Below are 26368 nucleotides of genomic sequence, written 5' to 3' on the forward strand. Positions count from 1 at the left end.
CAGGGAGGTCCGATCCTTGGCGGAGCCCTGGGCCGCGCGATGCGGCAGGCGTCATGGCAGCGACGGCACGCAGGTCTGCTGTACGAGTTCCCAGACCTCTTGCGGTGTCCGGCGGGTGAGGGCGGTGGCGGCAAGGGCGGAGCAGGTGTCGTAGCTGAGGCGGCGGACGCGGGCACGGACTTCGTCGAGCGCGGCGGGGGCCACGGAGAGGATGTCGCAGCCGACGCCGATGAGCAGAGGGGTGACAAGGGGGTGGGCGGCGGCGTCACCGCAGACCGAGACCTGGCGGTGGTGGCGGTGCGCGGCGGTGACGACCTGGGAGATGGCGTCCAGTACGGCGGGGTGTGCGGCCATGGCCGGGGTGGCGGCGGGGTCTCGTCGGTCGATGCCCAGGATCTGGCTGGTGAGGTCGTTGCTGCCGATGGAGATGAAGGCCGCTTCGCGGGCGAGCTCATCGGCCGCGGCGACGGCTTCGGTCAGTTCGACCATGATGCCCAACGGTGGTGCGCCGACGCCGAGTTCGTCGGCCGCGGTATCGAGTAGGGCACGGCAGGCGCGCAGTTCATCGATGCCGGCGACCATGGGGATCATGATGCGCAGGTCGGTGCCGGCTCCGGCGCTGAGCAGACTGCGGAACTGGTCGGCGAAGGCGTCGGGTTGGGCGAGCATCAGCGGCAGGCCGCGGCCGAGGCGCTCGCCCTCGCGGCCCTGGGCGAGGAACGGCGGCAGTTTGTCGTCGGCGAAGTCGAGGGTGCGGACGGTGACGGTCTGTCCTTGAAGGACACGCAGGACGGGGACGAGGGCGGCCGCATGCTGGTGACGGGTGGGCCAGGCGCCGTGGTTGAGGAAGGGCAGCTCGGTGCGCAGCAGGCCGACGCCGTCGGCACCGGCGGTCAGGGCCGCCCGGGCCTCGGGAGGCGTGGCCACGTTGGCCCGCAGCACGATGTCGTGCTCGTCCAGGGTCCGGGCGGGCAGGTGGCGCTCTCGCGCGAGCGCGAGCCTGCGGGTGCGGGCCGCGTCGATGGCGTCAAGAGCGGTGGTGCGTTCGGTGTCGTCAGGATGGACGACGGCGATGGCGTGCTCGGCGTCGAGGAGGATCTCCTGCCCGTCGGGCGACTCCAGTAGCCGCGGGTCGACGGCGAGCAGCAGAGGGATGCCCTGCGAGCGGGCGACGATCGCGGCGTGGGAGTTCGGGCCGCCGGTGACGGAGATGGCGCCGGTCACGGTCTGGCCGGGTTCCAGCAGGTCTGCCGCGCCGATCTCCTGGGCCACCAGGACGAGGGGCTGGTCGGGTGCGGGGCCGGTGTCGCCGTACAGGTGGGCCAGGACACGGCGGCCGACCTGGCGGACGTCGGCCGCGCGGTCGGCGAGGGTCGGGTCGTCCAGGGCGGCGATGGTGCCCGCGTAGGTGTCGACGGCCTGGCGTACGGCGACGGCCACCGGATGGCCTTCGCCCGCTCGCTTGACGGCCTGTTCGAGCAGATCCGGATCCTGCGCGATGTAGCAGTTGACCTCCATGATGTCGGCCTGTTCGTCCTTGCCCTGTTCACGCAGCGAGGCCGACAGTTCGAGCAGGCGGGCGGCGACGGCGTCGAAGGCGTCGGCGATCTGCCGCGCGGGCTCCCCGCCGGTGCGCTGGGGCAGCGCGCCGCGCGGGGACGGGCGGTCGGTGCGGCGCAGGAAGCCCAGGGCGATGCCGGCTGCCGCGGTACGTCCTTCATAGGTGAGGCGGTCGGTCATCGGGTCGCCGCCGTCTCGGCGGCCGCGGCCGTCTCGGCGAGGGCGCGGAAGACCAGGGCGGTGGAGGCGGCACCGGGGTCCTGGTGGCCGATGCTGCGGGCGCCGAGGTAGGAGGCGCGGCCCTTGCGTGCCTGCAGCGGGGCGGTGGCGCGCAGGCCGTCCTCGGCGGAGTCTGCCGCGGCGAGGGCGGCCGTGGCGAGGTCGGCTCCGGCGTCGGCCTGCTGCTGGAAGGCGGCCAGCGCGGGGGTGTAGGCGTCGATCATGGTCTTGTCGCCCGGTGCGGCCGCGCCGAGTCTCTGGATGCTGTCCAGGCCGGCGGCGAGTGCGTGGGCGAATTCCTGGGGCGTGGCCTTGGACGTGTCCAGCGTCCTGCCGATGGCGCGGAAGGCGCCCCCGTACAGCGGGCCGGAGGCGCCGCCGACGCTGGAGATGAGGGTGGTGCCCGCCTTGACCAGCAGGGCTCCGACGGTGTCCGGCTCAAGGCCGTCCAGGGCGGTGGTGACGGCGGAGAAGCCGCGGTGCATGTTGACGCCGTGGTCGGCGTCGCCGATGGCCGAGTCGAGCTGGGTGAGGTGGTCCTTGTGCTGGTCCACCGCGGCGGCGATGGCCTGCACCCACGCGCGGGCGAGGTCGATGTCCACGGAGTCTCCGTTCATGGCTTGCGTGGCAGGTGGTGACGAGGAGCGGGTCGTGACGAGGAGCGGGTCGTGACGAGGAGCAGGTGGTGACGAGGAGCAGGTGGTGACAAGGAGCAGGTGGTGACAAGGAGCAGGTGGTGACAAGGAGCAGGTGGTGGCGAGGGGGGGGATGAGCCGGGGGCGGGTCGGCTGGATCGCAAGGGGTGCGGTCCGGGGAGAGCCGGCAGCGGGGAGGCTCCGGCCCGGCCCTCGCGTGTCCTTGAACGTCCGCCCCCGACCCGGTCAGGCGCCCCAGCGCAGGGCGGGGGTGTGCACGGGTGCGTCCCACAGGGCGAGCATGTCGGCGTCCGTCCTGCACACCGTGATGGAGACGCCCGCCATGTCGAGGCTGGTGACGTAGTTGCCGACCAGGCTGCGGGCGATGGTCACGTTCTTCGCGGCGAGCGTGGCGGCCACCTCGTTGAACACCACGTACAGCTCGATGAGCGGGGTCGCGCCCAGGCCGTTGACCATGACGATGGTCTCCTCGCCGGCGGCCAGGGGCTGGTCGTCGAGGATCGCGTCCAGGGCGGTGGCCACGATCTCCTGGGCGGTGCGGAGCTTCTCGCGGCGGCGGCCGGGCTCGCCGTGGATGCCGACGCCGACCTCCATCTCGTCCTCGGGCAGGTCGAAGCCGGGCTTGCCGGAGGCGGGAGTGGTACACGCGGTCAGCGCCACGGCGAAGGACCGGGAGGAGGCGTTGACCCGCTTGGCCATCTCGGCGACGGCGGCGAGGTCGGCGCCCTGCTCGGCGAGGGCTCCGGCGATCTTCTCGACGAAGACGGTGGCCCCGGTGCCCCGGCGGCCGGCGGTGTAGGTGGAGTCCTGTACGGCGACGTCGTCGTCGACCAGGACGGTCTCCACAGTGAGGCCTTCCTCGGCGGCGAGTTCGGCGGCCATCTGGAAGTTGAGGACGTCACCGGTGTAGTTCTTCACGATGAACACCACGCCCGCGCCGCCGTCGACGGCCTGGGCCGCGGTCAGCATCTGGCCGGGGACGGGCGAGGTGAACACCTCCCCGGGGCAGGCCGCGTCCAGCATGCCCACTCCCACGAAACCGCCGTGCAGGGGCTCGTGTCCGGAACCGCCACCGGACACCAGGGCCACCTTGCCCGCGCGGGTGCCGCCCGCGCGGGTGATCACCTTGTTCTCCGTGTCGACCTTCAGCTCCGGGTGAGCGGCGGCGATACCGGCCAGGGCGTCGGCGAGGACCGCCTCGGGCGCGTTGATGAGCTTCTTCACGACAGGGCTCCTTCGGCCGTGGCGGGCTGGGCCGCCCGAGTTCCGGCGGGCGTTGCGGCGGCTGCGCGGTGGGTGTTGAGGGCGGTGTAGAGAAGGCCGGCGGCCACCGCGCCGACGACCTCGGCGGCCACGTAGACCGGCAGTTGGCCCCAGTGGACCGTGCCTCCGAACAGCTCGCCCGTGATCATGGGGCCGAGTGTTCTGGCGGGGTTGATGGACGCCGAGGTGGCCGGCGCCAGCGGGAGGATGATCGCGAAGACACCGAGGCCGATGGCCAGGCCCGCGAAGCCGCCGGCCGCGCGCCGGTCGATGGCGCCGAACACGACGAACGCGAGGATGAACGTGCCGACCGCTTCGGCGAAGAAGGCCTGCCCGGCGCCGACACCGCTGCCGTAGGCGGCGATACCGAGGCCGACGTCGACCGCCTTCTTCCCCAGCACCCCCACGATCGCGAGCGAGCCAAGTACCGCGCCGGCCACCTGGGCCGCGATGTAACCGGGAACGTCACGCCAGGGCATCTTCCTCGTGGCGGCCAGGGCCAGGGTGATGGCCGGGTTGATCTGGCAGCCGGATATGTGGCCGATCGCGTAGACCATCGCGATGACCGCGGTGGCGAACGCCAGCGAGATCATTCCCAGCTGCGCCATGGTGAACGGGGCGTCGCCGCCGACGATGAGCGTCGCGGGGACCGAACCGACGCCGATGAACACCAGCACCGCGGTGCCCAGCGTCTCGGCGAGAAGCTTCTGCGAGTAGCTGTTCTCTTCCAGAGTCGGGCGCCCGTGCCACGTCGCATCGGGCGCCTCACCTCCTCCGCATGAGCGGGCTGTGAAGGGAGGGGGCCGCCAGGTGGTCAGGGTTGGTTCAGCCTGGCGGCCGGCTCAAGGGGAAACCGGAAGGCCGAAGGCATCCGGGCAAGCGTTCATCATTGATGAACGATGTTCCGAAAAATTAAGTGCCTGTTTCGCCCGTGTCAAGGGGTTGGGCGACCACCCCGGACAGAGGCCCCCGCAAGGGAGGGGATGGTGAAGGCGAGCGCCCGGGCGATCCAACTCGGCGATCCACGTCCGCGCTCCATGTCGCGCGCCACGTCGCCCTCAGGCCGAAGAAATTTGGAAGCGATTCCGTATTGATGAACAACGTTCCGAGATCTAACGTTGCCGTTCATGACAGCACCCGTTGGAATCGTCCTTGTGTCCCACAGCACCGAGCTCGCCTCGGGGCTTCGCCTGCTGGTGGAACAGATCGGCTCGGAGGATGTCCCCGTCGCCACCGCCGGAGGCACCGACGACGGCCGGATCGGCACCAGCTACGACCTCGTTCTCAAAGCGATCAAGGACGTCGACCGTGGGGGCGGTGTCATCGTCCTTCCGGACCTCGGCAGCTCTGTCCTGACAGCCCGCACCGTCCTGGAGGACCACCCCCGCACCGACGTCGTCCTCATCGACGGCCCCTTCGTCGAAGGGGCCGTCGCCGCCGCCGTCACCGCCGCGTCCGGCGCCGACCTCCAGACCGTCGCCGACGCCGCCAGGGAGGCCCGCAATGTCTTCAAGCTCTGACTCAACCGACCGTCAGCCCGACAGGCGTCCTGTCCGTCACGGACCGGGCCGGCGCCACCTGAGGGCTGTCCTACTCGCCGGCCATCAGCAGCAGTGACTTGCCCACAGTGGTACGCGCGGCCAGGGCGCGGTGGGCTTCAGCGGCCTGCTCCAGCGGGTAGGTGGCGCCGATCGCCGGACGCAGGCTTCCCCTGGCGGCGCGTTCCAGTGCCAGGCCCAGCAGTTCTCGTACGGTGTCCAGGTCCGGTGGGCCGTCCATGAGCGGCATGAGCAGCCGCACGCCTCGGCGTGCGGCCGATTCCCGGTCCGGGGCGGCGAAGCCGTCGGCGGTGCCGTAGGTGACGAACCGCCCGCCGTCCGCGATCGCGTCCACGGTGGTCGCACCGAGCGTCCCGCCCGCGCCGTCGTAGACGAGCGCGGCACCGCCGCCGGTCGCCTCCCGCACCCGCTCGATCCAGTCTGCGCGCGTGTAGTCGACGACGGCCTCGGCGCCCAGGTCGCGGGCCAGGGCCAGCTTGGCGTCGCTGGACGCGGCGGCCACCACCCGGGCTCCGGCGTCGACGGCCAACTGCACCAACAGGGCGCCCGCCCCTCCGGCCGCCGCCGAGACCAGCACCCACTCCCCCGAGCGCGGCGCGCCCAGCCGGTGCAGGTTGAGTGCCGTCACGCCGTCGTGCACCAGTGCGGCCGCCGTCGCGTCGGCCAGCCCGTCAGGGGTCGCCATGATTTCCCGCTCACCGGCGACGACCTGTTCGGCGTACCCAGTGCCGGTCCGTACAACTACGCGCCGGCCGGCCCAGGCCGGATCCACTCCGTCACCGGTTGCCAGCACCTCGCCCGCTCCGCCGCCGCCCGGCACGTACGGCAGTGTTCGCGGGAAGAAGTCCTGGCCCCAGCCATCGCGCAGCAGGGTGTCCAGGAAGATGACGTCGGCCGCGGCCATGCGGACGACGACCTGGCCGGGACCGGGCACCGGGTCGGGCAGGTCCACGGGGGTCAGCACCTCCGGGGCACCGAACGAGGCCACTTGGATCGCACGCATGAGCAGCACCCTTCGCTTAAGACAAGGTCCCGCTCAGCGTCCGACCTCAAGTTCGGTCGAGGTCAAGTTGATCCTTCCGGCCGAGTCCGACGGCGGCGTATCCACGAGGCGTGTTCCGTCGCGTCGCCTGCGGGCGCCTGGTCGGCGCCCGCAGGGCTGTGCCGGGCTTGCCGTCAGCCGCCCGGCGACACCACGCTTTACATGTCAATCGCTGTAGACGTTCGTCTGCGTCTGCCCACCCCGCCAGGCATACCAGGCAATGTATACTGATATAAAACGCTGTATATACGAGGGGTCGCACCATGAGCCGCACCGTGATCGATCTCGACGACGAGGCGTTGGAGGCCGCCGCCAAGGAGCTCGGTACCACAACCAAGCGCGACACCATCAACACCGCTCTGCGGGAGGTCACCGCCCGCTACCGGCGACTGCGCGCTCTGGGAGAAGCCCGCGAACTGGCCGCCGAAGGCGCTCTGGACATCGACATCCTCCTCGACAAGAGCAAGTACCGCCCCTCCGGCGGGCCGGACGACGTCCACGACGCAGGGGCGCACGAGTGACCGTCGCCGACTACCTGATCGACACCTCCGCCGTCGCCCGTGTCCTTCTCGGCCGGACCACGGCCGAGTGGGACGACAGGATCGGCGCGGGACTCGTCGCCCTGTGCGACATCACCGAACTGGAAATCCTGTACTCAGCACGCTCGGCGACGGACCGGGAGCGAGTGAAGCGCACGTTGAACGCCCACTACACCTGGTGCCCCATGCCCGACGGCATCTACCGGCGAGCACGCGTCGTCCAGGAAACACTCACCACCAAGGGCGAGCATCGCAGCGCCGGCCCCTGCGACCTGCTGGTCGCCGCTGCCGCGGAAGAGGCGGGGCTGACGCTGCTCCACTACGACCGCGACTTCGAGACGATCGCCCGTACGACCGGACAGCCGGCACGGATGATCGATCTCAAGGACTGACAGGTCCTTTGAGATCTTGGCGACCCTTGCCGATCAGCGCTCATCCATGGCGGGCCAGACCCGACGGCCTCGAGAACGATCACCGATGGCACGCTGCCTCGGGACGGAGAACCCTGACGCGCCGGTCGTCGGCGGCCTTGTCCGCCCCGGCCACCTCGCAGGGGATTCAGACCGTGAACTCCCGGATCACCGTGTTCCGGAACACCGCGTGCCCGTCGATCGTGAAGAGCGCCAGTCCCGTGTCGGACGGGTCGGGGAAGGCCTCGGTCGAGTGCACGTACCGGCCGTCGCCCACGAACATCTCGACGGACGTGCGGTCGACGAGGATCCGCAGGCGGACCGTCCGGGCGGACAGATCGAAGGGCGTCCGGCTCTCCTGCCAGCGGCCGGAGGTGTCGGGGCCGGCGGTGTAACCGCGGTTGACGAAGGCGTAGTCGCCGTAGATCCCCGCGTCGATGTGCCGCCCGCCGTCCGACGACCGTCGCAACTGGAGCCCGGCGCCGACCAGTTGGTCCCAGGTGATGTCACAGGTCAGCTCGTACGCGGCACCCCTGTAGTCGAGCAGCCGCGTGCCGTCGACCGTGATGTCGCCGAGGTTGACCGTGCGCGACACATGGTCGTCCAGGGCCGCCACCGGCTGGGACGCCAGGTAGTACGCACCCGACGACGTGCGCCTCAGCCGCACCTCGCGGACGATCGAGTCGGTGCCGTTGAAGCCGTCGCACTCAATCGTGGGCGTGGTGTTCGCGTAGTCCCAGTGGTTCATCCATCCGATCGCGTACCGTGCGGCCGGGTCCAGGACCCCGTTCGCGTCACGTTTGTCGAAGGTGACCGCCGCGTACCAGTCCCAGCCGTGGTCCAGCCACTGGGGATCGGACGCGTCGGCGGTGAAGGTCGTGCCGTCGAAGGAGCCGGTCCAGTACGCGAACGTGCTCGGCAGCCCGGAGCCCTTGCCGTTGGCGCTGACGCCCAGTACCCACTTCCAGGTCCCGTCGTCCGCCCTGATGCGGAACAGGTCGGGGCACTCCAGGACGCCGATGCCGCCCTTGATGAAGCCGCCGACGTACGTCCACGCCTTGAGGTCGGCGGAGTGGTAGAAGCCCGCTTTGTCGTTCTCGGCGAGCAGCATCACCCACCGCCCGTGCTCCTCGTCGCGGATCACCTTGGGGTCGCGGAAGTCCCGTACGCCGGGGTTGGCGAGGACCGGGGCGGTGCCGTGGTTGGTGAAGGTGCGGCCGTTGTCCGTCGAGTAGTACAGGTACTGCGCCTGGGTGTTGTCGTCGGGCGCCATGGTGGCGAGCACGATCACCGCGCCCGCGCCGAAGCCGGCCGTGTCGTCCGTGTCGATCACCGCCGAGCCGGACCAGACGTCGCCGTTGGGGGTCGTGTCCTTGGGCACGGCAACGCCTTGGTCGGTGAAGGAGACGAGGTCGGTGCTGGTGGCCAGGCGCCAGGTGGTGCCGGCCGTCGTGCCGCCGGTCGAGTAGTCGGGGTTGTAGAGGTAGTAGTAGTGGTACTCGCCGTTGATCCAGACCGGGCGCTGCGGGTCGTTCATCCACTGGTCGGGGACGGTGAAGTGGTACTCGGCGCGGTAGTTGCCCGCGCACGCGGCCGCCGCCTCGCGGGGCAACGCCACCGCCGGTCCCGCGAGGTCCGGCAGCAGAGCACCGGCGGCGCCGACGGCCGAGGCCGTCAGCAGCGACCGCCTGGACAGAGTCCCCCCTGGGCCCGGCGAACTCCTCTTGATGCCACGCATCGTGCGGCTCCCTTCCCCGACGTCGTCGTCGGGACGCGGCTCATGTGGACCGGAACGGTATACCTAACTCGTTAAAGGTCAAGCCCTCGCGCACCGTCCATTCACGCAACTTCCCGTCCACCCATATCCCTTGACAGAGCCCTGACGGGGTTCTCATCATCGGGGAATCACCCGCTGGCTAACACGAGTTAGGCTCGCCGATGACCGACTCGCTCCTCTCCCGACGGGCCCTGATGCGCTACGGCGCGTACGGCGCCGGAGCCGCCGCGCTCGTCGGTGTCGCGGCAGGCTGGGACCGCCTCACCGCCGCCGACATCCCCGGCCGAGACGACGGCTCGCTCGTCATCGCCACCCTGGGCTCCGCCTTCGGCCCCGAGGCGCAACGCGCCCTGCGCGACGGATTCCGCGAGATCCACCCCGACATCAAGATCCGTATCAACCCCGTACAGGCCTACGACTGGTCGGACTTCTTCTCCAAGATCCTCACCCAGATCGCCGCGGGCACGGCACCCGACCTCGTGTACGTCGCCACCGAGGGCGTGCAGCTCTTCGCCCGGCGGCTCGGCGTACCGCTGGACCGGTGGGCGAAGCGGGACGCGGCCGAACTGCGCGAGTACTTCGCCGACGTCCATCCCTCGCTGGTCGAGTCGATGATGTACGAGGGGAGCCTCTACCAGCTGCCGGTCGAGTTCAACGCGGCCGACATGTACCTCAACAACCGGGTCCTCGCACGCGCGGGCGCCGATCTCCCCGACGACGACTGGACCCGCGACGACTTCACCGCGCTGCTGCGCGCGATGAAACGCAGCAACGGCGCCCGGTTCACCCCGTACTTCTGGACCAACCGACTGTGGGGCGGAGTGGTCCCCTGGCTGTTCGCGAGCGGCACCAACCTCCTCGCCGAGTCCAAGGCCCCCGGGGGCGACTGGCTCTGGAACTCCTTCTACCCCGAGGCGGAGCGGCGCGGCCGGGGCGGCGGCTACCGGTGGACGACACCCCAGGCCGACTCCGACCGCGTCGAGGAGGTCTACGACTACCTCGCCTCCCTCGTCCAGGAGGACCTGTGCACCCGGCCCGAGGGCGGCGACGGCCGGAACCTCGTCGGCGTCTTCTCCACCGGCCGCGTCGGTGTCACACCCGCGGGCGGCTTCTGGGCGGGCGGCCTGCACCAGGCGGGCATGAAACCGGCCGACTACGACGTCCGGTACTTCCCGCGCTGGCGCACGCGACGTCACCAGTTCGGCGCCGCCGGGTACGCGCTGCTGCGCACGTCGAAGATGCGGGACGAGGCCTGGGAGTTCATCAAGTACACCGCCCGCAAGGACGTGATGACCCAGCTCTTCGCAGCCAACCAGACCACTCCGGCCCGCCGCTCCATGCTCGACGAGGCCCGCTACCGGGAGACCGGCCCGGCCCACTGGCAGGTCTTCTACGACACCCTCGACAAGATCCCCACCACCGGCCCGATCCCGGCCCCACCGCAGGTCAACGAGGTCGAGCAGCTGCTGATCAAGCACACCGGAACCGCACTCGCCGACCCCGGCGCGGTGCGCCCCGCGCTGCGCCGGCTGCAGGGGGACCTGGAGAAGGCCATGGAGCGTGAAGTGTGACGAACACAGAGGTCAGGCCCGTACGGCCGGAGTCCGCCCGCACCCGAAAGAGCCGCAAGAACCGCAGGACCGGTCAGCCCCGTAAGGCCTCCGAGTCCACGGCCGCCACCACCGCCCGCACCCGGGGCGCCCGCCTCCTCGCCGGACTGTTCCTCGCGCCCACCGTCGTCGGCATCGTCGTCTTCACGGTCGTACCGATCGTCGGCTCGGTCGTCCTCAGTCTCTTCCAGTGGGACGTGATCGAGGACCCGCGCTGGGCCGGAGCCGCCAACTACCGTGAGATCCTGACCGACTCGACAGTCCTCGTCTCCTTCCGCAACACGCTCGTCTTCATGGTGCTCGCGGTCGCGCTCCAGCTGTTGATCGCGCTCGTGCTGGCCATCGCGGTGAACGGCCGGATGCCCAAGTGGCTGCGGTCCGTGTTCCGTTCGGCGTTCTTCTTCCCGCTGGTGCTGTCCGCCGCGTCCATCTCGGTGGTCATGAAGTACCTGTTCAACCAGGACTTCGGCCCCGTGAACTGGCTCCTCGGCACGGTCGGCATCGCCTCGGTCCCCTGGCTGACCTCGGAGAACGGGGCGATGGCGGCCGTGGTCCTGGCGTACGTCTGGCAGCAGTTCGGCTTCTCGTTCCTGCTGTTCGTCGGTGGCCTGAACAACATCCCGAAGGAGGTTCACGAGGCGGCTTCGCTGGACGGCGCGAGCGGGGTGCGCAAGCACCTCGCCATCACCCTGCCGCTGCTGTCGCCCACGCTGCTGGTGGCGTCCGTGGTCGGCATCATCAACGCCCTCCAGGTCTTCGAGCAGCCGTACGTCCTCACGGCCGGCGGGCCCGGCGACTCCACCCGCACGGTCGTGATGGTCATCTACGAGACGGCCTTCGAGCAGCTCCGCTTCGGCGAGGCGTCCGCCGTGGGCGTCCTGCTCTTCGTCCTGATCATGGCGGTCACCGCACTCCAGTTCCGGCTCAGCCGGCGTTACGTCCACTACCAGTGAGCCGGGTGAGTCAGTTGAGTACGAGTTCTCTTACGAGCCCCGCCGCGTCACGCATACGGCACGGTCTGGCGCCCTGGGGCCGGATCGCCGGCCTGGCGGTGTGCGCCCTGTTGACGCTCGGCCCGGTCATCTGGACGGTGTCGACGTCACTGCGCACACCGGCGGAGTCCTTCGACCTGCCGCCGAGGATCATCCCCGCGGACCCCACCCTCGACGCCTACCGCGGGGTCTTCGACCAGATCGACGTCTGGCTGTACGCGCTGAACTCCACCCTGGTGACCGCGCTGATCGCGGTCGGCCAGATGATCACCGCGGGCCTGGCGGGCTATGCCTTCGCCCGCCTCGAATTCCGCTTCAAGAAGCCGCTGTTCGCGCTGGTCCTGGCCACGATGATGGTGCCGTTGCAGGTCACGATGGTCCCGGTCTTCCTGGAACTGAAGACGATGGGTCTGACCGACACCCTGCTCGGCCTCATCGTCCCGGCCTTCCCGACCGCCTTCGGCACCTTCCTGATGCGCCAGTACTTCCTGGGCATGCCGAAGGACCTCGGCGAGGCGGCGATGATCGACGGCGCGGGTCCGTGGCGCGTCTTCCGGTCCGTGTACGCCCCCTTGGCGGCCCCCGGTCTCGCCATCGTCGGGGTACTGGCCTTCAACTACCACTGGAACGAGTTCTTCCGGCCGCTGATCCTCGAAACCTCCACCGAGAACCTCACGCTGCCCCTGGGCCTGGTCTCCCTCCAGGGCAACCTCGGCACCGGCTCGATCTCCGTCGTCCTCGCCGGAGTCGTCCTCTCCATGGTCCCCGCCGTCGTCGTGTTCGTCGTCGGCCAGCGCCCTCTGCGCGAGGGCATCACATCCGCAGGAGTCAATCGTTGAGTTCCGCGAGCCCATCGACCGACGCCCACAGCCCGCGCTTCCGGGTCCGCCCTCCGGCCAACTGGATGAACGACCCGAACGGCCCGTTCCGCTGGAACGGTCGGTACCACCTCTTCTACCAGCACAACCCCGACGCCCCCGTCCACGCGAACGTCCACTGGGGTCACGAATCCAGCCCCGACCTCGCCCACTGGGACGACCACGGGATCGCCCTGCGGCCGGCGCCCGGCGGCCCGGACGAGGCGGGCTGCTGGTCCGGCTGCGTGGTGGACGACGGCGGCGTACCGACGGCGGTGTACTCCGGGATCGACCACGACCACCGGGGCCTGAGCGCGATCTGTCTCGCCGTGGCCGAGGACGACGGCCTTCAGGAGTGGAAGCAACTGCCGGTGCCGGTGGTCGCCGGCCCGCCCCCCGCCCTGGACGTGACGATGTTCCGGGACCCGTTCGTCTTCCGCTTCGCCGGGCGCCGCTGGGCGCTGGTGGGCGCCGGCCACGCCGACGGCACCCCGTCCGTCCTGGTGTACGACTGTGAGGACCTGTACGCGTGGCGGTTCGCCGGGGTCCTGCTGGACGGCCGGGACCCGTCGGTGGCCCGCGCTTTCGGTACGCGCGCGATCGGCTGGGAGTGCCCGCAGCTGTGGGAGACCGCCGGGGGCGACTGGGTGCTGGCGGTGGCGCTGTGGGACGGCGACCCGCTGAGCACGGCGTACCTCACGGGGCAACTGGTGGAGGAGGGGGACGGTGGACTGAGGTTCGCGGCCGGTGCGGGCGGCGGCCCCCTGGACCTCGGCCGTGACTTCTACGCCCCCTGCGTCCTCCAGGACACGGACTCCGGCCGCGCCCTGCTGTGGGGCTGGTCCTGGGAATCACGCCCGCGCGAGGCGGTGGACCGCGCGGGCTGGTCCGGAGTTCTCACGGCACCCCGCGTGGTGGACACCCATGAGGACGGCACGCTGCGGGTCGTACCGGCTCCGGAACTCGAACTGCTGCGAGCGGCCGTCCCGTTCACGGCCGCACCGGGACCACCTTGCCCACTCCCCGTCTCGTACGACCTGCTGGTGACCGCCCGGTCGACGGCGACGTTGAGTCTGCTGCGGACCACGTCCGGAGCCGAACTGACCATGCGACTCGACCCGGCGTCCGGCACGGTGACCCTGGACCGCACGGCCTGGCCGCGCTCCGGCCCGGACGGCACGGCCAGCCGACCGGGCCCGCCCCTGGTCCTGCCGACCCGGCTGCCGGGCGAGCCCCTCTCCGTACGCATCCTCGTGGACGGCTCCCTGCTGGAACTGTTCGCGGGCGACCGGGCGGCGGCCACGGAACGGGTGTACCGACGGGACGACGACGTCGCGGAGCTGACGGTGTCGGGCACGGACCTCGAGGTCAAGGGCTGGGCGCTGGTCCCACCGAGCCCCGCCTGACGACCGGGCACTCCAGCCGCCGGGTGGTGACGGGCGGCGCGGTCCCGCTGTCGATGGCGTCCAGGAGCAGGCGGGCGGCCGTCTCTCCCATCGCGCGATGGGGCAGAGCGACCGTGGTGAGAGGCGGGCTGAGGAAGGCGGCCATGTGCTCCTGGTCGTCGTAACCGACCACGGACAGATCGGCGGGCACGTCGAGGCCCAGGCGCGCGGCGGCATGGAGGACGCCCGCGGCGACCCGGTCGTTGTAACAGACGATCCCCGTGGGCCGCCGGTCGGCGGGAACACGGTCCAGCAACCGCAACGCTCCCTCGTACCCGGCGGCGATCTCCCCTCCCGTCCGCAGGAGCCAGTCCTTGTCGGCGGTCAGCCCCACCGCCCGCAGCGCGTCCCGGAAGCCGCGCAGCCGCTCCGCGGTCGCGATGTCGTCCAGACCACCCACCAGGGCGACACGACGGTGGCCCGCGTCGAGGAGGACACGGGCGGCGCTGCGGCCACCGGCCCGCTCGGCGGGGATGACGGCCGGGAGGGAGCCGTCCTCGGCAAGGCAGTTGGCGAGCACGGCGAACGTGCGGTGCAGCCCTTCCGGGACTCGGGCCCGGCGCAACGACAGCGCGGCGTAGATGATCCCGTCGACCCTCCGGTCGAGCAGTTCGGCGACGGCCGCGTCCTCGGTGACCGGGTCCTGCCCGGAGTCGATGGTGAGCACCAGATGCTCACTGTTCCACGCCGTGTCCATGGCCCCGCGCAGCAGCCGCCCGGCGAACGGCGATGTGGCGATCTCGTCCGTGACCAGACCGATCACGGCGGTACGACGTCGGCGCAGGCCACGGGCGACCGCGTTCGGCCGGTAGCCGAGCTGGGTGGCTGCCTTGCGGATCTTCTCCTGCGTCTCGGCGGAGAGGTTGCCCTCGGCGCGCCCGTTGAAGACGAAGGACACGGCCGTGTGCGACACCCCGGCGAGCCGGGCGACATCCCGCGAGGTCGCCCTCTCAGCCCCGCCACCCCGCGTCTTCTCGACCCCGCCCATGCCTCGTCCCCGCCGCTTTGCCTGATCAGCCAAGCCTACCCGCGGGAGATGTCGCGGAGCTCGCCGCCGCAGGCCGAAGGGAAACACCAGCGGAACAGCCGCCGGCCTCGGCACATCGAGGGGCAGGTCGTCGGCGACCGTGGACGTCCGACCGCCGTCCTCGCGGCTGTCAGCACGACTCGACGAGACTCGGCCTCGCCGGCCGGGACGGACAACCTGCTCGTCATCGTGTGGCTGCGCACCCTCGGAGACAGCCAGCGACTGGAAACAAAGATCGCCGAGGGCTTCCCCACCCTCTCCCTGTCCGAGCGCGCTGTGGTCCTGCGCATGACCGAACGAATGGGCCGCGTCCTCGATCACCAAGGTCGGACCACCCATGCGGTGCCCATCAACCCTTGGGCGGGCACACCCCCGACCATCATGGGATCGTCCGAGGTGCCGTCGGCAGTGACGTCGCGATAGCCGGGGCCCGCGCATCGTGCCCCGTCGCGCAGGAGTACCCGGGCAAGGGCGGGCACGGCGAGGACACGGGGGGGCCAGTGCACCGGGGTCTCCTGTCATCGCCGGCAGCGGGCGAGGAACTCGGCATCGGTTTGCCTGTGCGCCGACCAGTCCCGGCTGCGCCCGAGACGGCGCCGGCTACCGGGCGGAACGCGTGAAGCCCGCTGAGCCCTGCGGCGTCAGGGTCGGCTGGGGCGGGTTTGGAGGGAGGCATTTCGACTGTCCCCGCCGCAGCGGAACGCACCACGCCACGTCCAAATTTGACGTTCCGACACCTCACAACGAACGTTTCCGCAGGTCACAGTCCTGCGCAGTGGGGCGGGTGGGAATCGAACCCACGGCCGACGGATGATGAGTCCTTTGAGGATCTTGGCGACCCTTGTCGATCAATGCCAATCTTGTCCGTTTCCCCAGGTCAGACGCCGTTTGGCGCCTCAGTTCCTCTCGCCCCTTGTCAGTCTTTTCCGATCCTTGTGTCCAACCTGCGTCCCGAACGCGTCCGTGTGAGCTTTCGAAGGAGCCTGCCCCGCCGCTGTGCGGCGGGGCAGGCGTTGAAAGTGCCCTGGGTGTTCGCCCTATGCACTGACCAGGGCGTTTGTCTCTTCGTCGTCAGGTTCGGCGTGGTCAGCTGCGGCCCATGTCTCTCGGCGCAGGACGAACCCGGTGATGAGCGCCGTGACCGCCGCCAGAGCTGCGCCGACGATGGCGACGGTGTTGAGTCCATGGACGAACGCGGTGCTCAAGAGGTGTTCAAGGGCCGGCCGGGCGGTGACCGGAGCCTGAGCGGTGATCGCTTGGGCTCCGCCTCCGGTGAGTTCCTGGGCGGTCGCGTGGGCGTCGGTGACGTGCCCGGTCAGTTCGGACTTCGCGACCGCGGCCATCACGCCGGCGAAGATGGCGACACCGACGGCGTAGCCGAGTTGTTGGAAGGTGGTGAACGCCCCTGCGGCCATGCCGGCGCGGCGGTGCGGGACGGATTCGATCGCCAGGGTGGTGGCGACCGGGAAGACCATGCCCATGCCCAGGCCGCTGACGAACAGTCCCGCGATGACGCGGCTGCCGGTGGAGCCGGGGGTCAGGCCTGCCTGCGCCAGGGCGCCGACGGCGACCAGCAGAAGGGCGACGGGCAGCGAGTACCGCGGGAGGAAACGGCGCAGCCAGCGACCGGCCATCATCGAGACGATCATCGACGCGGCGGAGCTGGGCAGCATGATCAGGCCCGCGCCCAGCGGGGACATTCCGGTCAGGGACTGCAGCCAGATGGAGGTGTACGCCATGAAGCCGTAGGCGGTGAACTCGCCGACGAACATGGCGACCAGGGCGGCGGTGAAGGCGGGCCGGCGCAGCAGCGCCAGATCGAACATCGGATGGTCGGTCGCACGCTGTCGCAGCACGAACGCGAGTAGGGCGACGGCGCAGACACCGAAGGCGATGAGAGTCCGCGATCCGGTCCAGCCCGAGGCGTGGGAGCGGATGGTGCCGTAGAGCAGGGAGCTTGCGAACAGCGCGAACAGCAGCATGCCCGCCACGTCCAGATTCGGCAGTGCGCTGCCGGGCCGGTTTATCGGCTTCGGCACGACACGCACGGTCAGCACAAGGGCCGCGATGCCGACGGGGACGTTGACGAAGAAGATCCAGCCCCAGCCCAGGCCCTGGGTCAGGATGCCACCGGCCAGCGGGCCGAGGGCGGCCGCACCGGAGGCGATCGCGCCCCACACGCCCATGGCGATCCCATAGTCGCGTCCCTGGTAGGTGTGGCGCAGCAGGGAGACGGAGGTGGCGAACATCCCTGCCGCGCCGACGCCCTGCACGACCCGCATCGTGATCAGGAGGGCGGGAGTGTGGGCCAGGCCGCAGATCAGCGAGGCGATCGTGAACACCGCCAGCCCCGCGAGGTAGACACGGCGCTGGCCCCATCGGTCGGCGAGGGTGCCGACGGCGAGCAGCGCCGCCGCCAGGGCCAGGGCGTAGCCGTCGATGACCCACGCCAGTGCGTCCAGGGACGTGTGCAGGGAAGTGGAGATGTCGGGCAGGGCGACCAGGGTGATGGTGACGTCCATGATCAGCATGAATGTGCCCAGGCCGACCGCGAGCAGCGGCGCCCACTTACGCATGATCTGTGTACCTTCCGTAGCCAGGACCGGCGGTGATCACGGTGTCCTGGTGTGCCGGTTCGTTGCCTCCACAATCCCGCTCGTCCCCTCTCGGCGACGTCACCACGGCGTGGATAATGGAATTAAGCGTCACTTGGAAGGCAGGACATGCTGGAATCCGTCACTCTCGACGAGCTGGACCGGAAGGTGCTGCAGGCCCTCCAGCTCGACGGCCGAGCATCTTTCCGACGGATCGGCCAGGTCCTGGACGTCTCGGAGAACACGGCCGCCCGCCGCTACCGAAACCTCCGCGCGCTGGGCCTGCGGACCGTGGCCCGTCCCGTGCCGGCGCGACTGGGCCGCACCGAATGGATCGTGCGCATCCAGGTCACGCCCGACGCCGCGACACCGGTGGCCGAGGCGCTGGCGAAGCGCCCGGAGACCGGGTACGTGTCCGTCGGCGGCGCCGGCACCGAGATCCACTGCGGCATCACCGCGCCCGCCACTGAGGAAAACGACGCGCCGCTGCTGCCGAGCCTGCACCGGATGAACCGCGTCACCGCCATCAACGCTCACTGCCTGCTGCACGTCTACGAAGGTGATCCCCCCGTCTGGGCCACCAAGCGCAACCCCCTCGCACCCGAGCAGCACGCTGCCCTGGCACCTCCAGCGCCGCACACAGTGGAACCGGACGCCGAACTCGCGGATCTCGACGATGCCGACCACGCGCTCATCGCCGCGCTGGGCGAGGACGCCCGGGCGACCTACCCGCAGCTCGCCGCGGCCACGGGCCTCACGAACTCCACCGCGAAACGACGGGTGGACCGCCTGGTGGCCGAGGGCGTCGTGCTGATCTGTACCGAGTTCCCGCCGAGTCGGCTCGGCTACCGCCTCATGTCCTATCTCTGGCTTCGCGTGGACCCCGCCCGGCTGGAAGAGGTGGGCACCTCCCTCGCCGCCCACACGCCCATCAGCTTCGCCGCGGCGGTCACAGGGCCGCACAACATGGTCGCCACCGCCATCACCCGCAACACCGGCGGCCTCTACCGCTACTTGGCTGAGCACGTCGGCACGCTGCCGGGCGTGCAGTACGTCGAAACCGCCCCCGCTCTCCGGCAGATCAAACGACTCACTCGCTGATCCCGAGCCCGGCGTCGCCAGATCAGGTGGCGGCCTTGGTATGCGCGGACGCGAGGCGGGCGACGTCCGGCCGAGCCCACCACCGGGAAGTGGCCGACGGATTACTTCACGCCATGACCCTTCACTGACGGTTTCTTGCAGTAATACCGCCTTTCGAAGCAGGCAGAACAGTCTTGATACATCGTTACCGCCAGAGCCCAAAGGAGGCGATTGTGAACAATTACGGCGATCACGACCACATCGATTCGTTTGCATCTGGCGCGGAGCGCGATGTCTCGCGCCACCGTCACCGCGGCTACTACGAGGGTGGATGGCATCACCACCACGGCCATGGAGGCGGCTGGGGACGCGGCGGCTCAGGACGGTCCCGCATGCGTCGCGGTGACGTACGTGTCGCGATCTTGGCCCTTCTCACTGAGCAGCCCATGCACGGATACCAACTCATGCAGGCGATCACCGAGCGCGGCAACGGCCGCTGGACGCCAAGCCCGGGCGCGATCTACCCCGCGATCAGCCAGCTCGAGGACGAGGGCCTCGTCACCGTCACCGCGCAGTCCGGCCGCAAACTCGCCGCGCTGACCGAGGCCGGGCGTGAGGCGGCCCAGACCCAGGTCGACCAGGCCGGCGACCTCTTCGCCGACGAAGGACCGCACGCGGGCGGCCCCGACCTTCGATCCCTTCTCGGACAACTGCACGACGCAACCCGACAGGTCGCGCGCGGGGGCACGGATGACCAGATCGTGGCCGCTGCGGAGATCCTCGACGACGCGCGCCGCTCGATGTATCTGCTGCTCGCCGGAGAGATGAGTGACGGTCATGAGTGAAGAACGCACCTCAATCGCCTCGGTCTCCACTTCGGTGCCGGAGCGATATGCCAAACAGCTCGCCTCTCACCTCGGCCGCCGCGCCCAGGTGCGGGAGATCGACGGCGGCACCGAGATCACCTTCGATGAAGGAGCCTGTCTCCTCCGACCAGGCGACCACGTCCTGGATTTGCGTGCCAGCGCCACCGACGAGGACGGCCTCACCATCGTCAAGGACGTCGTCGGACGCCATCTCGAACGCTTCGGCCAGCGCCACGAACTTCACGTCGACTGGCGCGACGAGTAGAAGCCGGCGACCCCGCGCTCGACTTCCTGCCCCTGCACGCGCGGCGTGCACCAAAGGACTTTCGCAGCGGGAGCGAAGCGTTCCGGGCGGGCGACGGCGAGCCGAACCACGACGCCTTCCACCGCCTTGATCACACTGTGCCCCTCGGTGGCACCGCGAACAGCTGATACGGCTCAGCCTGCCGGAACACTGCCACCTCCGCTGAATCTGGTTCAGCCGCGCGCCCCATCATTTCGAGCTGAAAGAAACAGCCGATGTCATCGACAGCAACTCACCCAAGCCGCGAAGCATCGCGCCTCACCCCCAGACAGTGGGCGATCCTCGCGGTCATCCTGGCCGCGGCCGCCCTCGACCTGATGGACTCCACCATCACCAACATCGCCGCCCCCACCATCGTCCGAGAGCTGGGTGGCGGCGAAAGCCTCGTGAAATGGCTCGGAGCCTCCTACGCACTCGCCCTGGGCGTCCTGCTCGTAGTCGGGGGACGTCTCGGCGATCGGTTCGGCAAGCGTCGGGTGTTCCTCATCGGAATGGCCGGCTTCGGCATCACCTCGTTGCTGTGCGCGATCTCGTTCGACCCGGCCATGCTCATCGGCGCCCGCTTCCTGCAGGGGGCCTTCGGCGCACTTCTCATCCCTCAGGGGATCGGCATTCTGATAGCCACGTTCTCACGCGCCCAGTTCCCCACAGCGGCCAGCATGTTCGGGCCCGTGCTCGGCGGCGCGGCCATCGTCGGGCCGATCTTCGCCGGCTTCCTCATCGGCGCCGACCTGTGGGGGCTCACCTGGCGGCCGATGTTCCTCATCAACATCCTGCTGTGCGCCGCCGGTCTGATCGCGGGGTGGCTCATTCTGCCCAAGGACACCAGTCTTCAGCCTGTGGCGATCGACGGGCTCGGTTCGGGCCTTCTCGCCGTCACCATGGTCGGCTTCATCTACGGCCTCATCGAGGGATCAACAGCGGGGTGGGGCCCGACGCCCCTGCTCGCCGTCTTCGTCGGCCTCGTCTTCCTTGGCCTGTTCGTCTGGCGCCAGCGGCGAGCGAGCAACCCGCTCATCCTGCCGTCGCTGCTGGGCAACCGGGGATTCACCAGCGGCCTGCTCGTCGGACTCGCCTACTTCGCCGCCGTCAACGGATTCGCATACGTCGTGTCGCTGTACTTCCAGCTCGGACTCGGCTTCGCACCCGCCGGTGCCGCTCTCGCGATGTCGCCGATGATGCTGGGCATCATCGTGTCGTCGTTCGCCGCGCGGCCGCTGATCCCGAAACTCGGGCGCCGGCTCGTCATCGCGGGTCTGGTCATCACGATCGCGGCGGTCGCAGGCATGCTCATCACCGGCGTCGCGCTGGGCACCACGGTCTCCGCGTGGGCGCTCGCCCCGTCCGTGTTCGTACTGGGTCTCGGCATGGGCGCCTGCCTCGCGAGCATCTACGACGTGACCATCGGCGACGTCCGCAAGGAAGAGGCCGGCAGCGCCAGCGGCTCACTCTCCGCAGTCCAGCAGCTCGCCAATGCCATGGGAGCGGCGATCGTCACCACGGTCTACTTCGACGCGGCGTCCACAGGCGGACAACCGCACGGGTTCCTCACCGCGCTCGGCGCCATCGGCGGAGTCCTTGTCCTCTGTTTCCCGTTCGTCTGGCTCCTCCCGCGCGAAGCACCCGCCAACGGCCGCCCCTGAGCGTGGCCCGCCGTCCTGGAACGACTCACGCGCGGTGGAACACCAACCACCGCGCGTGATGTGCAGCTTCGATACGGACTCTCCCATCCGCCCAAATCCGCGATCATGGTCGTAGGACGCACGGGCGCCGGCAGCACCGCGTCCTCGAGCTGGTCCCACCGCGACGTCGGAGACCGGACCGCTGGTAACCGGCAGCCTGCTCGACCGTGTCGGCGGCATGCGGTACTTGTGTCCGACACCGCTTTGCACGCCACCACACGTCTGCCCCTCGATGCCAGAAGGAGTGCGCCAATGGGAACGTACGAGGATGTCTTCCGCGCCAGCACCGAAGACCCGGAGAACTTCTGGCTGAAGGCGGCTCAGGCCATCAACTGGGATGTCACCCCGCATCGCGCCCTGGACTCCTCGGGCGCACCCTTCTACCGCTGGTTTCCCGACGGGCGGCTCAACGTCTGCTTCAACGCCGTCGACCGACACGTCGAAGCCGGGCGCGGCGAACAACCCGCGCTCATCTACGACTCACCGGTCACCGACACCCGGCGCACCTACACCTACGCGCAGTTGAGGGACGAGGTAGCGGCCTTCGCCGGAGCGCTCACGCAGCTCGGCGTGGAGCACGGCGACCGCGTCGTCATCTACATGCCGATGGTCCCGGAGGCCGCGATCGCGATGCTGGCCTGCGCACGTATCGGTGCGATCCACTCGGTCGTCTTCGGCGGGTTCGCCCCGCGCGAACTCGCCCTCCGTATCAATGACGCGGCCCCCAAGGTGGTCGTCTCCGCCTCCTGCGGCATCGAGGGCAAGCGTGTCATCGCGTACAAGCCCTTGCTCGACCAGGCCATCGAACTCGCGGCCCACAAGCCGCACAAGAGTGTGATCCTGCAACGCCCGCAGGAGCCTGCCGAGTTGGGGCCCAACGATCTCGACTGGGGCGACCTGGTCTCCACCGCACCTCCGGCCGACTGCGTTCCCGTCCCCGCCACGGACCCCCTCTACATCCTCTACACGTCCGGAACGACCGGAAAACCCAAGGGAGTCGTGCGTGACTGCGGCGGCTACGCGGTCGCCCTCCACTGGTCGATGGGCGCCGTCTACGACGTGGGCCCGGGCGAGACGATGTTCACCGGCTCGGACGTCGGCTGGGTCGTCGGGCACTCCTACATCGTCTACGCGCCCCTGCTGGCCGGCGCCACGACGGTCCTGTACGAGGGCAAGCCGGTGGGCACCCCGGACGCGGGCCAGTTCTGGCGCGTCGCCGCCGAGCACCGGGTCAAGACCATGTTCACCGCGCCCACCGCCTTCCGGGCCATCCGCAAGGAGGACCCACAAGGAACGCTCACCTCGAACTACGACCTGACCGGCCTGCGCCATCTCTTCCTCGCCGGCGAGCGTCTCGACCCCGAGACCTATCACTGGGCGAGTGATCTTCTGGGCATCCAGGTGATCGACCACTGGTGGCAGACCGAGACCGGCTGGCCCATCGTCGCCAACCCCGTGGGAATCGAGGCCGCTCCCCTCAAGCCCGGATCCCCCACCCGCCCGCTGCCCGGCTGGGACGTCCGGGTCCTCGACCCTGCGGGCGATCCGGTGCCCGCGGGCGTCGACGGTGCGATCGTCGTGAAGCTCCCCCTGCCGCCCGGCGCACTCCCCACACTCTGGAACGACGACGACCGCTACATCGCCTCCTACCTCGCCGCCCACGACGGCTACTACCTCAGCGGCGACAGCGGCCACATCGACGACGACGGCTACGTCTTCGTCATGGGCCGCACCGACGACGTCATCAACGTCGCCGGCCACCGACTGTCCACCGGCAGCATGGAAGAGGCCCTCGCCGCCCATCCCGACGTCGCCGAGTGCGCTGTCATCGGCGTCGCCGAGCCTCTGAAGGGACAAGTGCCGCGCGGCTTCGTCGTCCTGAAGGTCGGGACCGACCGCGAACCGAGCGAGGTCGAGGCCGAGCTCGTCCAACTCGTACGCGAACGCATCGGCGCGGTCGCCTCCCTCAAGGACGTCGCGGTCGTGGCCGCCCTGCCCAAGACCCGCTCGGGAAAGATCCTGCGCAAGACGATGCGCGGCATCGCCGACGGCCACGACGAACCCATCCCCTCCACGGTGGACGACCCCGGCGTCATCGAAGCCCTGCGACCGGTTCTCCGCCGCGCCGACCACACCGCGTGAACGGTCGGCTCCCGCCCACCGGGCGCCATGGGGCACGGCCCGCCGCAGGACTGCACGACTCCCCGGGACACGCCGTCGGCCCGTGGGGGGGCCGATCTCCGCCTCGGCGCGCGCGTGCCCGAGGCGCCCGCTTGCTGAGCGATCGCGGGGCGACGGGTAGATCCTTGGTTCGCCTGCAGACGGGCATCAGGTGTGGGACGAGGCGGACGTTGATGACCCTGCCGAAGGCACACGGCGGGGGCAAAGTGCTGCGCACCCGGACCGTCGACGCGATCACCCTCGCCGGCGACCCGGGCCGCCGTCGAGCGGCACACAGGGCCGCAGCGGATTCCCCTTCCAACGCGCAGAGGCTCCGCCCCGTGCTCGGGGCGGAGCCTCTGCGACCGTCGTGACAACGTCTACGCAGAGCGTATCCGAGTTCGTTTTGTCGGTCGGGTCGGGGCAGAAGTCGGCCGGGGCTCAGGACTGCGAGGCCGCGTGTTCCTCGACGATCAGGCCCGCAGGTGCCGAAACCGATTCGATCCGACCATCGGCGCCGATGGCCACGCCGAGCCGTTCTCCCGCGACGGTGAGTCCCGTGACGGTGAGTGCGCCGACGGGGAGTGGGCCTGTCGGCCGGAGGTGGAGGCGGCCGGCGGGTACGTCGGGCTCCAGTCCGGTCAGTGCGGTCAGTGCGGTCATGAGGGCGACGGCGGATGCCGCCGACCAGGCTTGTGGCCGGCAGGCGGCCGGGTAGGGGACGGGGGCGGGCGTGTCCGCGCGTGCGTCGCCGCCCCAGAGTTCCGGCAGTCGGTAGTCGAAGGCGGCCCGCATCGACGGCGCGAGCACCTTCCGGACCTTCTGGTCCATCGTGCTGCCGATGGCCCGGCCCGCACTCCTCACCCTGACCATCCTGTCGTTCCAGGGGTCATGGAACGAACTGGGCCACTTCATCGTGTCCCGGCAGAGCCCGGAACTGAACACCCTCACCACCGGGGTCGCCTCACTCGTCTCCGGCCAGCTCGGCTCGGGCAACCAGTACCCGCTCAAACTCGCGGCGGCACTCCAGGCGCGACCAAGGGGTAGCCGGGCCGGCGCCCCGAGTGATCAACAGTCAGCACACGCGTCCGCGCACACCGGCAGGACCGAGCCCCATGAGCAACCCGACCTCCACGAACGATGTCACGCACGACGCCGTGAACGGCTCCTGGTGGCGCTCCGCGGTCATCCACCAGGTGTACCTACGCGGCTTCGCCGACGGCGACGGAGTTCGCGAACCAGCGCGGGTAGTCCGCTTCGGCGGGGCGGCTGAAGGCGGCTGTCGTGAAGTGGTCCGGCCACAGCGACAGCCCCACCGCTCCGGTGCCCGGCCCCGATGCCTGAAGCACCGACGCCTCCGCACGTCGCCACCTGCGCCAGGACACCAGCGGGCCGTTGGGACCCGGGCGGAAACCCTCGGCGAGCAGGTCGTACGCCTGCCTGGTCGTCGTGGCCCTGGGGTCGTGGCCCGCGTCGGCGAAGCCCAGGCACATGCGCAGCGCCGACGCGGACAGGGCCGGCAGCGCGAGAACGGCGACCAGCAGTGCGGGCAACGCCCGGCGCTCACCCGGCGACCGGTCCGGGCCGCTGTCGCCCGGTAGGCTGCCTGATCAAGCTTTCAAGCAAGTGTGACCACGGGGCAGTTGGGGTGCGCATGGAGAGTTCTCGTGCCTGGCGGCGTCCCACGCTCGGCGCTGTGGCCGCACGGGCAGGAGTGTCCACGGCCACGGTGTCCAACGCGCTCAACGGCACCGGACGGCTGTCCGAGGCGACCAGGCAGCGCGTGCTGGCCGCGGCACGCGAACTCGGCTGCGCCCCGGCCAGCACGGCACGAGCCATGGCCCGCGGCGGCACGGGCGTACTCGGCCTGACGATGACGACGTACGGCGATCTTCCCGTCCCGTACACCGAGATCCCGTACTACGCACAGCTGGCGCTGGGCGCGATGGCGGCGGCGCACGAGCGCGGCTACATGCTCATGGTGATGCCGAGTTCGCTGTCACCGTGGATGTGGCTCAACACGCCGGTGGACGGCGTCATCCACGTCGCACCGCGCGCCGAGGACCCGGTGCGTTCCCTCCTGCGGGAGCGGGGCATCCCGATCGTCAGCGATGGCCGGCCGCCCCAGCCGCGCTGGGGCGACGCATGGGTGGACGCGAACCACGAGGCGGGCCTTCGCCTCCTGCTCGACCACCTCGCGGAGTCCGGCGCCCGGCGGATCGGGCTCTCCCAACCGCTGTACGACGACACGTACCCGCAGCTGATCGGACGCGCCTACGCGTCCTGGTGCGCCGAACGCGACATGCCCGCCCTCGTCGAGGAGTACGTCTCGCTGCCCGACTACTTCACCGCGGAACGGGACGCTGTCGGCCGGCTGCTCAACCGCGATCCGCGACCGGACGCCGTCGTCGGCGTCTACTCCGACTCCGGCCACAACATCCTCGCCGCCGCCCGGCACCACGGGCTTCGGGTGCCGCGGGATCTGCTGGTGGCGTGCATCAGTGAGGACCCGGATTACGCGACGACGACCCCGCCCGTCACCACGGTAAGCCTCCGCCCGGACCGGGTGAGCGACGAAGCGGTCGACCTGCTGATCGCTCTCATCAACGCCCGCGGCGGCGTGGACCGGCATCGGCTCGTGCAGCCGGTGCTGGTCCCTCGCCGTTCGACACGGCACACGGTACGACGAGGCAACAGCACACCGTGACCACACCCCGTCCTGACCC

25 protein-coding genes and 1 pseudogene are annotated in these 26368 nt (G+C 70.1%); 15 read left to right on the top strand and 11 right to left on the bottom strand.

Annotated elements, in window-relative coordinates:
* Window positions 1-51: 51 nt before the first annotated feature.
* From AB0959_RS06985 to AB0959_RS07000, 4 genes are all read right to left on the bottom strand, one after another.
* Window positions 52-1740, bottom strand: a complete 1689-nt coding sequence (locus tag AB0959_RS06985; RefSeq protein ID WP_366825271.1) for a putative PEP-binding protein — start codon at window positions 1738-1740, stop codon at window positions 52-54.
* Window positions 1737-2396 (bottom strand): dihydroxyacetone kinase subunit DhaL, encoded by a 660-nt coding sequence (gene dhaL / locus AB0959_RS06990; RefSeq protein ID WP_366825272.1) that lies wholly within the window; start codon window positions 2394-2396, stop codon window positions 1737-1739. Before dhaL ends, AB0959_RS06985 begins: the two co-directional genes overlap by 4 nt.
* A 264-nt stretch (window positions 2397-2660) precedes the next feature.
* A complete protein-coding gene (gene dhaK / locus AB0959_RS06995) occupies window positions 2661-3659 on the bottom strand; it encodes a dihydroxyacetone kinase subunit DhaK (protein ID WP_366825273.1) in 999 nt (332 codons plus the stop codon).
* Window positions 3656-4516 carry an aquaporin gene (locus tag AB0959_RS07000; RefSeq protein ID WP_366825485.1) on the bottom strand — a complete coding sequence of 287 codons (861 nt, stop codon included), beginning with the start codon at window positions 4514-4516 and terminating at the stop codon, window positions 3656-3658. The genes dhaK and AB0959_RS07000 overlap by 4 nt, the downstream gene beginning before the upstream one ends.
* 309 nt (window positions 4517-4825) lie before the next feature.
* Between AB0959_RS07000 and dhaM the strand changes: the two genes are divergently transcribed.
* Window positions 4826-5218, top strand: a complete 393-nt coding sequence (dhaM, locus tag AB0959_RS07005) for a dihydroxyacetone kinase phosphoryl donor subunit DhaM (protein WP_366825274.1) — start codon at window positions 4826-4828, stop codon at window positions 5216-5218.
* A 70-nt stretch (window positions 5219-5288) separates the two neighbouring features.
* Here dhaM and AB0959_RS07010 read toward each other — a convergent pair whose 3' ends face one another.
* Entirely contained in the window at window positions 5289-6260 is a 972-nt protein-coding gene (locus AB0959_RS07010; protein ID WP_366825275.1) for a zinc-binding dehydrogenase, read from the bottom strand.
* Between the two features lie 302 nt (window positions 6261-6562).
* Between AB0959_RS07010 and AB0959_RS07015 the strand changes: the two genes are divergently transcribed.
* Together AB0959_RS07015 and AB0959_RS07020 are read left to right on the top strand one after the other, a co-directional pair.
* A complete protein-coding gene (locus AB0959_RS07015; RefSeq protein ID WP_366825276.1) occupies window positions 6563-6820 on the top strand; it encodes a type II toxin-antitoxin system VapB family antitoxin in 258 nt (85 codons plus the stop codon).
* Complete coding sequence (locus AB0959_RS07020) at window positions 6817-7230, top strand: PIN domain nuclease (RefSeq protein WP_366825277.1); 414 nt, start codon at window positions 6817-6819, stop codon at window positions 7228-7230. The genes AB0959_RS07015 and AB0959_RS07020 overlap by 4 nt, the downstream gene beginning before the upstream one ends.
* 166 nt (window positions 7231-7396) lie before the next feature.
* Here AB0959_RS07020 and AB0959_RS07025 read toward each other — a convergent pair whose 3' ends face one another.
* Complete coding sequence (locus AB0959_RS07025) at window positions 7397-8986, bottom strand: glycoside hydrolase family 32 protein (RefSeq protein ID WP_366825278.1); 1590 nt, start codon at window positions 8984-8986, stop codon at window positions 7397-7399.
* A gap of 200 nt (window positions 8987-9186) precedes the next feature.
* Between AB0959_RS07025 and AB0959_RS07030 the strand changes: the two genes are divergently transcribed.
* Genes AB0959_RS07030 through AB0959_RS07045 form a run of 4 tightly spaced genes read left to right on the top strand, consistent with a single transcriptional unit; the run spans window position 9187 to window position 13890 of the window.
* A complete protein-coding gene (locus AB0959_RS07030) occupies window positions 9187-10596 on the top strand; it encodes an extracellular solute-binding protein (protein ID WP_366825279.1) in 1410 nt (469 codons plus the stop codon).
* Window positions 10593-11588 carry a sugar ABC transporter permease gene (locus AB0959_RS07035; protein ID WP_366825280.1) on the top strand — a complete coding sequence of 332 codons (996 nt, stop codon included), beginning with the start codon at window positions 10593-10595 and terminating at the stop codon, window positions 11586-11588. Before AB0959_RS07030 ends, AB0959_RS07035 begins: the two co-directional genes overlap by 4 nt.
* A 14-nt stretch (window positions 11589-11602) precedes the next feature.
* Entirely contained in the window at window positions 11603-12466 is an 864-nt protein-coding gene (locus AB0959_RS07040; RefSeq protein WP_366825281.1) for a carbohydrate ABC transporter permease, read from the top strand.
* Window positions 12463-13890 carry a glycoside hydrolase family 32 protein gene (locus AB0959_RS07045; protein WP_366825282.1) on the top strand — a complete coding sequence of 476 codons (1428 nt, stop codon included), beginning with the start codon at window positions 12463-12465 and terminating at the stop codon, window positions 13888-13890. Before AB0959_RS07040 ends, AB0959_RS07045 begins: the two co-directional genes overlap by 4 nt.
* On the opposite strand, the gene AB0959_RS07050 is transcribed toward AB0959_RS07045, so the two are convergent.
* Window positions 13853-14917, bottom strand: a complete 1065-nt coding sequence (locus tag AB0959_RS07050) for a LacI family DNA-binding transcriptional regulator (protein WP_366825283.1) — start codon at window positions 14915-14917, stop codon at window positions 13853-13855. The two genes, AB0959_RS07045 and AB0959_RS07050, sit on opposite strands and share 38 nt — an antisense overlap.
* Before the next feature lie 48 nt (window positions 14918-14965).
* On the opposite strand from AB0959_RS07050, the gene AB0959_RS07055 reads away from it, so the two are divergent.
* Window positions 14966-15379 (top strand): hypothetical protein, encoded by a 414-nt coding sequence (locus AB0959_RS07055; RefSeq protein WP_366825284.1) that lies wholly within the window; start codon window positions 14966-14968, stop codon window positions 15377-15379.
* Window positions 15380-15993: 614 nt separating this feature from the next.
* On the opposite strand, the gene AB0959_RS07060 is transcribed toward AB0959_RS07055, so the two are convergent.
* The gene (locus tag AB0959_RS07060) at window positions 15994-17532 is read right to left on the bottom strand and encodes a DHA2 family efflux MFS transporter permease subunit (protein WP_366825285.1); all 1539 of its coding nucleotides are present in this window, start codon (window positions 17530-17532) and stop codon (window positions 15994-15996) included.
* Window positions 17533-17679: 147 nt separating this feature from the next.
* Here AB0959_RS07060 and AB0959_RS07065 point away from each other — a divergent pair, with 147 nt between their 5' ends.
* The 3 genes from AB0959_RS07065 (at window position 17680) to AB0959_RS07075 (ending at window position 19761) form a co-directional block, all read left to right on the top strand.
* Entirely contained in the window at window positions 17680-18651 is a 972-nt protein-coding gene (locus AB0959_RS07065; RefSeq protein ID WP_366825286.1) for an Lrp/AsnC family transcriptional regulator, read from the top strand.
* A gap of 371 nt (window positions 18652-19022) precedes the next feature.
* A complete protein-coding gene (locus AB0959_RS07070; protein ID WP_366825287.1) occupies window positions 19023-19475 on the top strand; it encodes a PadR family transcriptional regulator in 453 nt (150 codons plus the stop codon).
* Window positions 19468-19761: a DUF2218 domain-containing protein gene (locus AB0959_RS07075; RefSeq protein ID WP_366825288.1), complete on the top strand. Its 294-nt coding sequence runs from the start codon at window positions 19468-19470 to the stop codon at window positions 19759-19761. Before AB0959_RS07070 ends, AB0959_RS07075 begins: the two co-directional genes overlap by 8 nt.
* On the opposite strand, the gene AB0959_RS07080 is transcribed toward AB0959_RS07075, so the two are convergent.
* Window positions 19737-19895: a hypothetical protein gene (locus AB0959_RS07080; RefSeq protein ID WP_366825289.1), complete on the bottom strand. Its 159-nt coding sequence runs from the start codon at window positions 19893-19895 to the stop codon at window positions 19737-19739. The genes AB0959_RS07075 and AB0959_RS07080 overlap by 25 nt on opposite strands.
* A 120-nt stretch (window positions 19896-20015) precedes the next feature.
* Here AB0959_RS07080 and AB0959_RS07085 point away from each other — a divergent pair, with 120 nt between their 5' ends.
* Together AB0959_RS07085 and AB0959_RS07090 are read left to right on the top strand one after the other, a co-directional pair.
* Entirely contained in the window at window positions 20016-21443 is a 1428-nt protein-coding gene (locus tag AB0959_RS07085; protein WP_366825290.1) for an MFS transporter, read from the top strand.
* A 291-nt stretch (window positions 21444-21734) separates the two neighbouring features.
* A complete protein-coding gene (locus AB0959_RS07090; RefSeq protein WP_366825291.1) occupies window positions 21735-23624 on the top strand; it encodes a propionyl-CoA synthetase in 1890 nt (629 codons plus the stop codon).
* Window positions 23625-24083: 459 nt separating this feature from the next.
* Here AB0959_RS07090 and AB0959_RS07095 read toward each other — a convergent pair whose 3' ends face one another.
* Window positions 24084-24506, bottom strand: a complete 423-nt coding sequence (locus AB0959_RS07095; RefSeq protein ID WP_366825500.1) for a hypothetical protein — start codon at window positions 24504-24506, stop codon at window positions 24084-24086.
* Here AB0959_RS07095 and AB0959_RS07100 point away from each other — a divergent pair.
* The gene (locus AB0959_RS07100; protein ID WP_366825292.1) at window positions 24475-24915 is read left to right on the top strand and encodes a hypothetical protein; all 441 of its coding nucleotides are present in this window, start codon (window positions 24475-24477) and stop codon (window positions 24913-24915) included. The two genes, AB0959_RS07095 and AB0959_RS07100, sit on opposite strands and share 32 nt — an antisense overlap.
* A gap of 109 nt (window positions 24916-25024) precedes the next feature.
* Here AB0959_RS07100 and AB0959_RS07105 read toward each other — a convergent pair.
* A pseudogene (locus tag AB0959_RS07105) lies at window positions 25025-25204 on the bottom strand (hypothetical protein); the annotation flags it as partial.
* Window positions 25205-25338: 134 nt separating this feature from the next.
* Here AB0959_RS07105 and AB0959_RS07110 point away from each other — a divergent pair.
* Window positions 25339-26349, top strand: coding sequence for a LacI family DNA-binding transcriptional regulator (locus AB0959_RS07110; protein WP_366825293.1), 1011 nt, complete (start codon window positions 25339-25341; stop codon window positions 26347-26349).
* Window positions 26350-26368: the final 19 nt, after the last annotated feature.

Source organism: Streptomyces sp. NPDC046862 (assembly GCF_040704615.1).
Lineage (GTDB): Bacteria > Actinomycetota > Actinomycetes > Streptomycetales > Streptomycetaceae > Streptomyces.

Bases quoted from the DNA above. Each gene is read 5' to 3' on its own strand.
- AB0959_RS06985 (WP_366825271.1), bottom strand. From the start codon at position 1,740: ATGACCGACCGCCTCACCTATGAAGGACGTACCGCGGCAGCCGGCATC.
- dhaL (WP_366825272.1), bottom strand. From the start codon at position 2,396: ATGAACGGAGACTCCGTGGACATCGACCTCGCCCGCGCGTGGGTGCAG.
- dhaM (WP_366825274.1), top strand. From the start codon at position 4,826: ATGACAGCACCCGTTGGAATCGTCCTTGTGTCCCACAGCACCGAGCTC.
- AB0959_RS07010 (WP_366825275.1), bottom strand. From the start codon at position 6,260: ATGCGTGCGATCCAAGTGGCCTCGTTCGGTGCCCCGGAGGTGCTGACC.
- AB0959_RS07015 (WP_366825276.1), top strand. From the start codon at position 6,563: ATGAGCCGCACCGTGATCGATCTCGACGACGAGGCGTTGGAGGCCGCC.
- AB0959_RS07025 (WP_366825278.1), bottom strand. From the start codon at position 8,986: ATGCGTGGCATCAAGAGGAGTTCGCCGGGCCCAGGGGGGACTCTGTCC.
- AB0959_RS07030 (WP_366825279.1), top strand. From the start codon at position 9,187: ATGACCGACTCGCTCCTCTCCCGACGGGCCCTGATGCGCTACGGCGCG.
- AB0959_RS07050 (WP_366825283.1), bottom strand. From the start codon at position 14,917: ATGGGCGGGGTCGAGAAGACGCGGGGTGGCGGGGCTGAGAGGGCGACC.
- AB0959_RS07055 (WP_366825284.1), top strand. From the start codon at position 14,966: ATGTCGCGGAGCTCGCCGCCGCAGGCCGAAGGGAAACACCAGCGGAAC.
- AB0959_RS07060 (WP_366825285.1), bottom strand. From the start codon at position 17,532: ATGCGTAAGTGGGCGCCGCTGCTCGCGGTCGGCCTGGGCACATTCATG.
- AB0959_RS07065 (WP_366825286.1), top strand. From the start codon at position 17,680: ATGCTGGAATCCGTCACTCTCGACGAGCTGGACCGGAAGGTGCTGCAG.
- AB0959_RS07070 (WP_366825287.1), top strand. From the start codon at position 19,023: ATGCGTCGCGGTGACGTACGTGTCGCGATCTTGGCCCTTCTCACTGAG.
- AB0959_RS07075 (WP_366825288.1), top strand. From the start codon at position 19,468: ATGAGTGAAGAACGCACCTCAATCGCCTCGGTCTCCACTTCGGTGCCG.
- AB0959_RS07085 (WP_366825290.1), top strand. From the start codon at position 20,016: ATGTCATCGACAGCAACTCACCCAAGCCGCGAAGCATCGCGCCTCACC.
- AB0959_RS07090 (WP_366825291.1), top strand. From the start codon at position 21,735: ATGGGAACGTACGAGGATGTCTTCCGCGCCAGCACCGAAGACCCGGAG.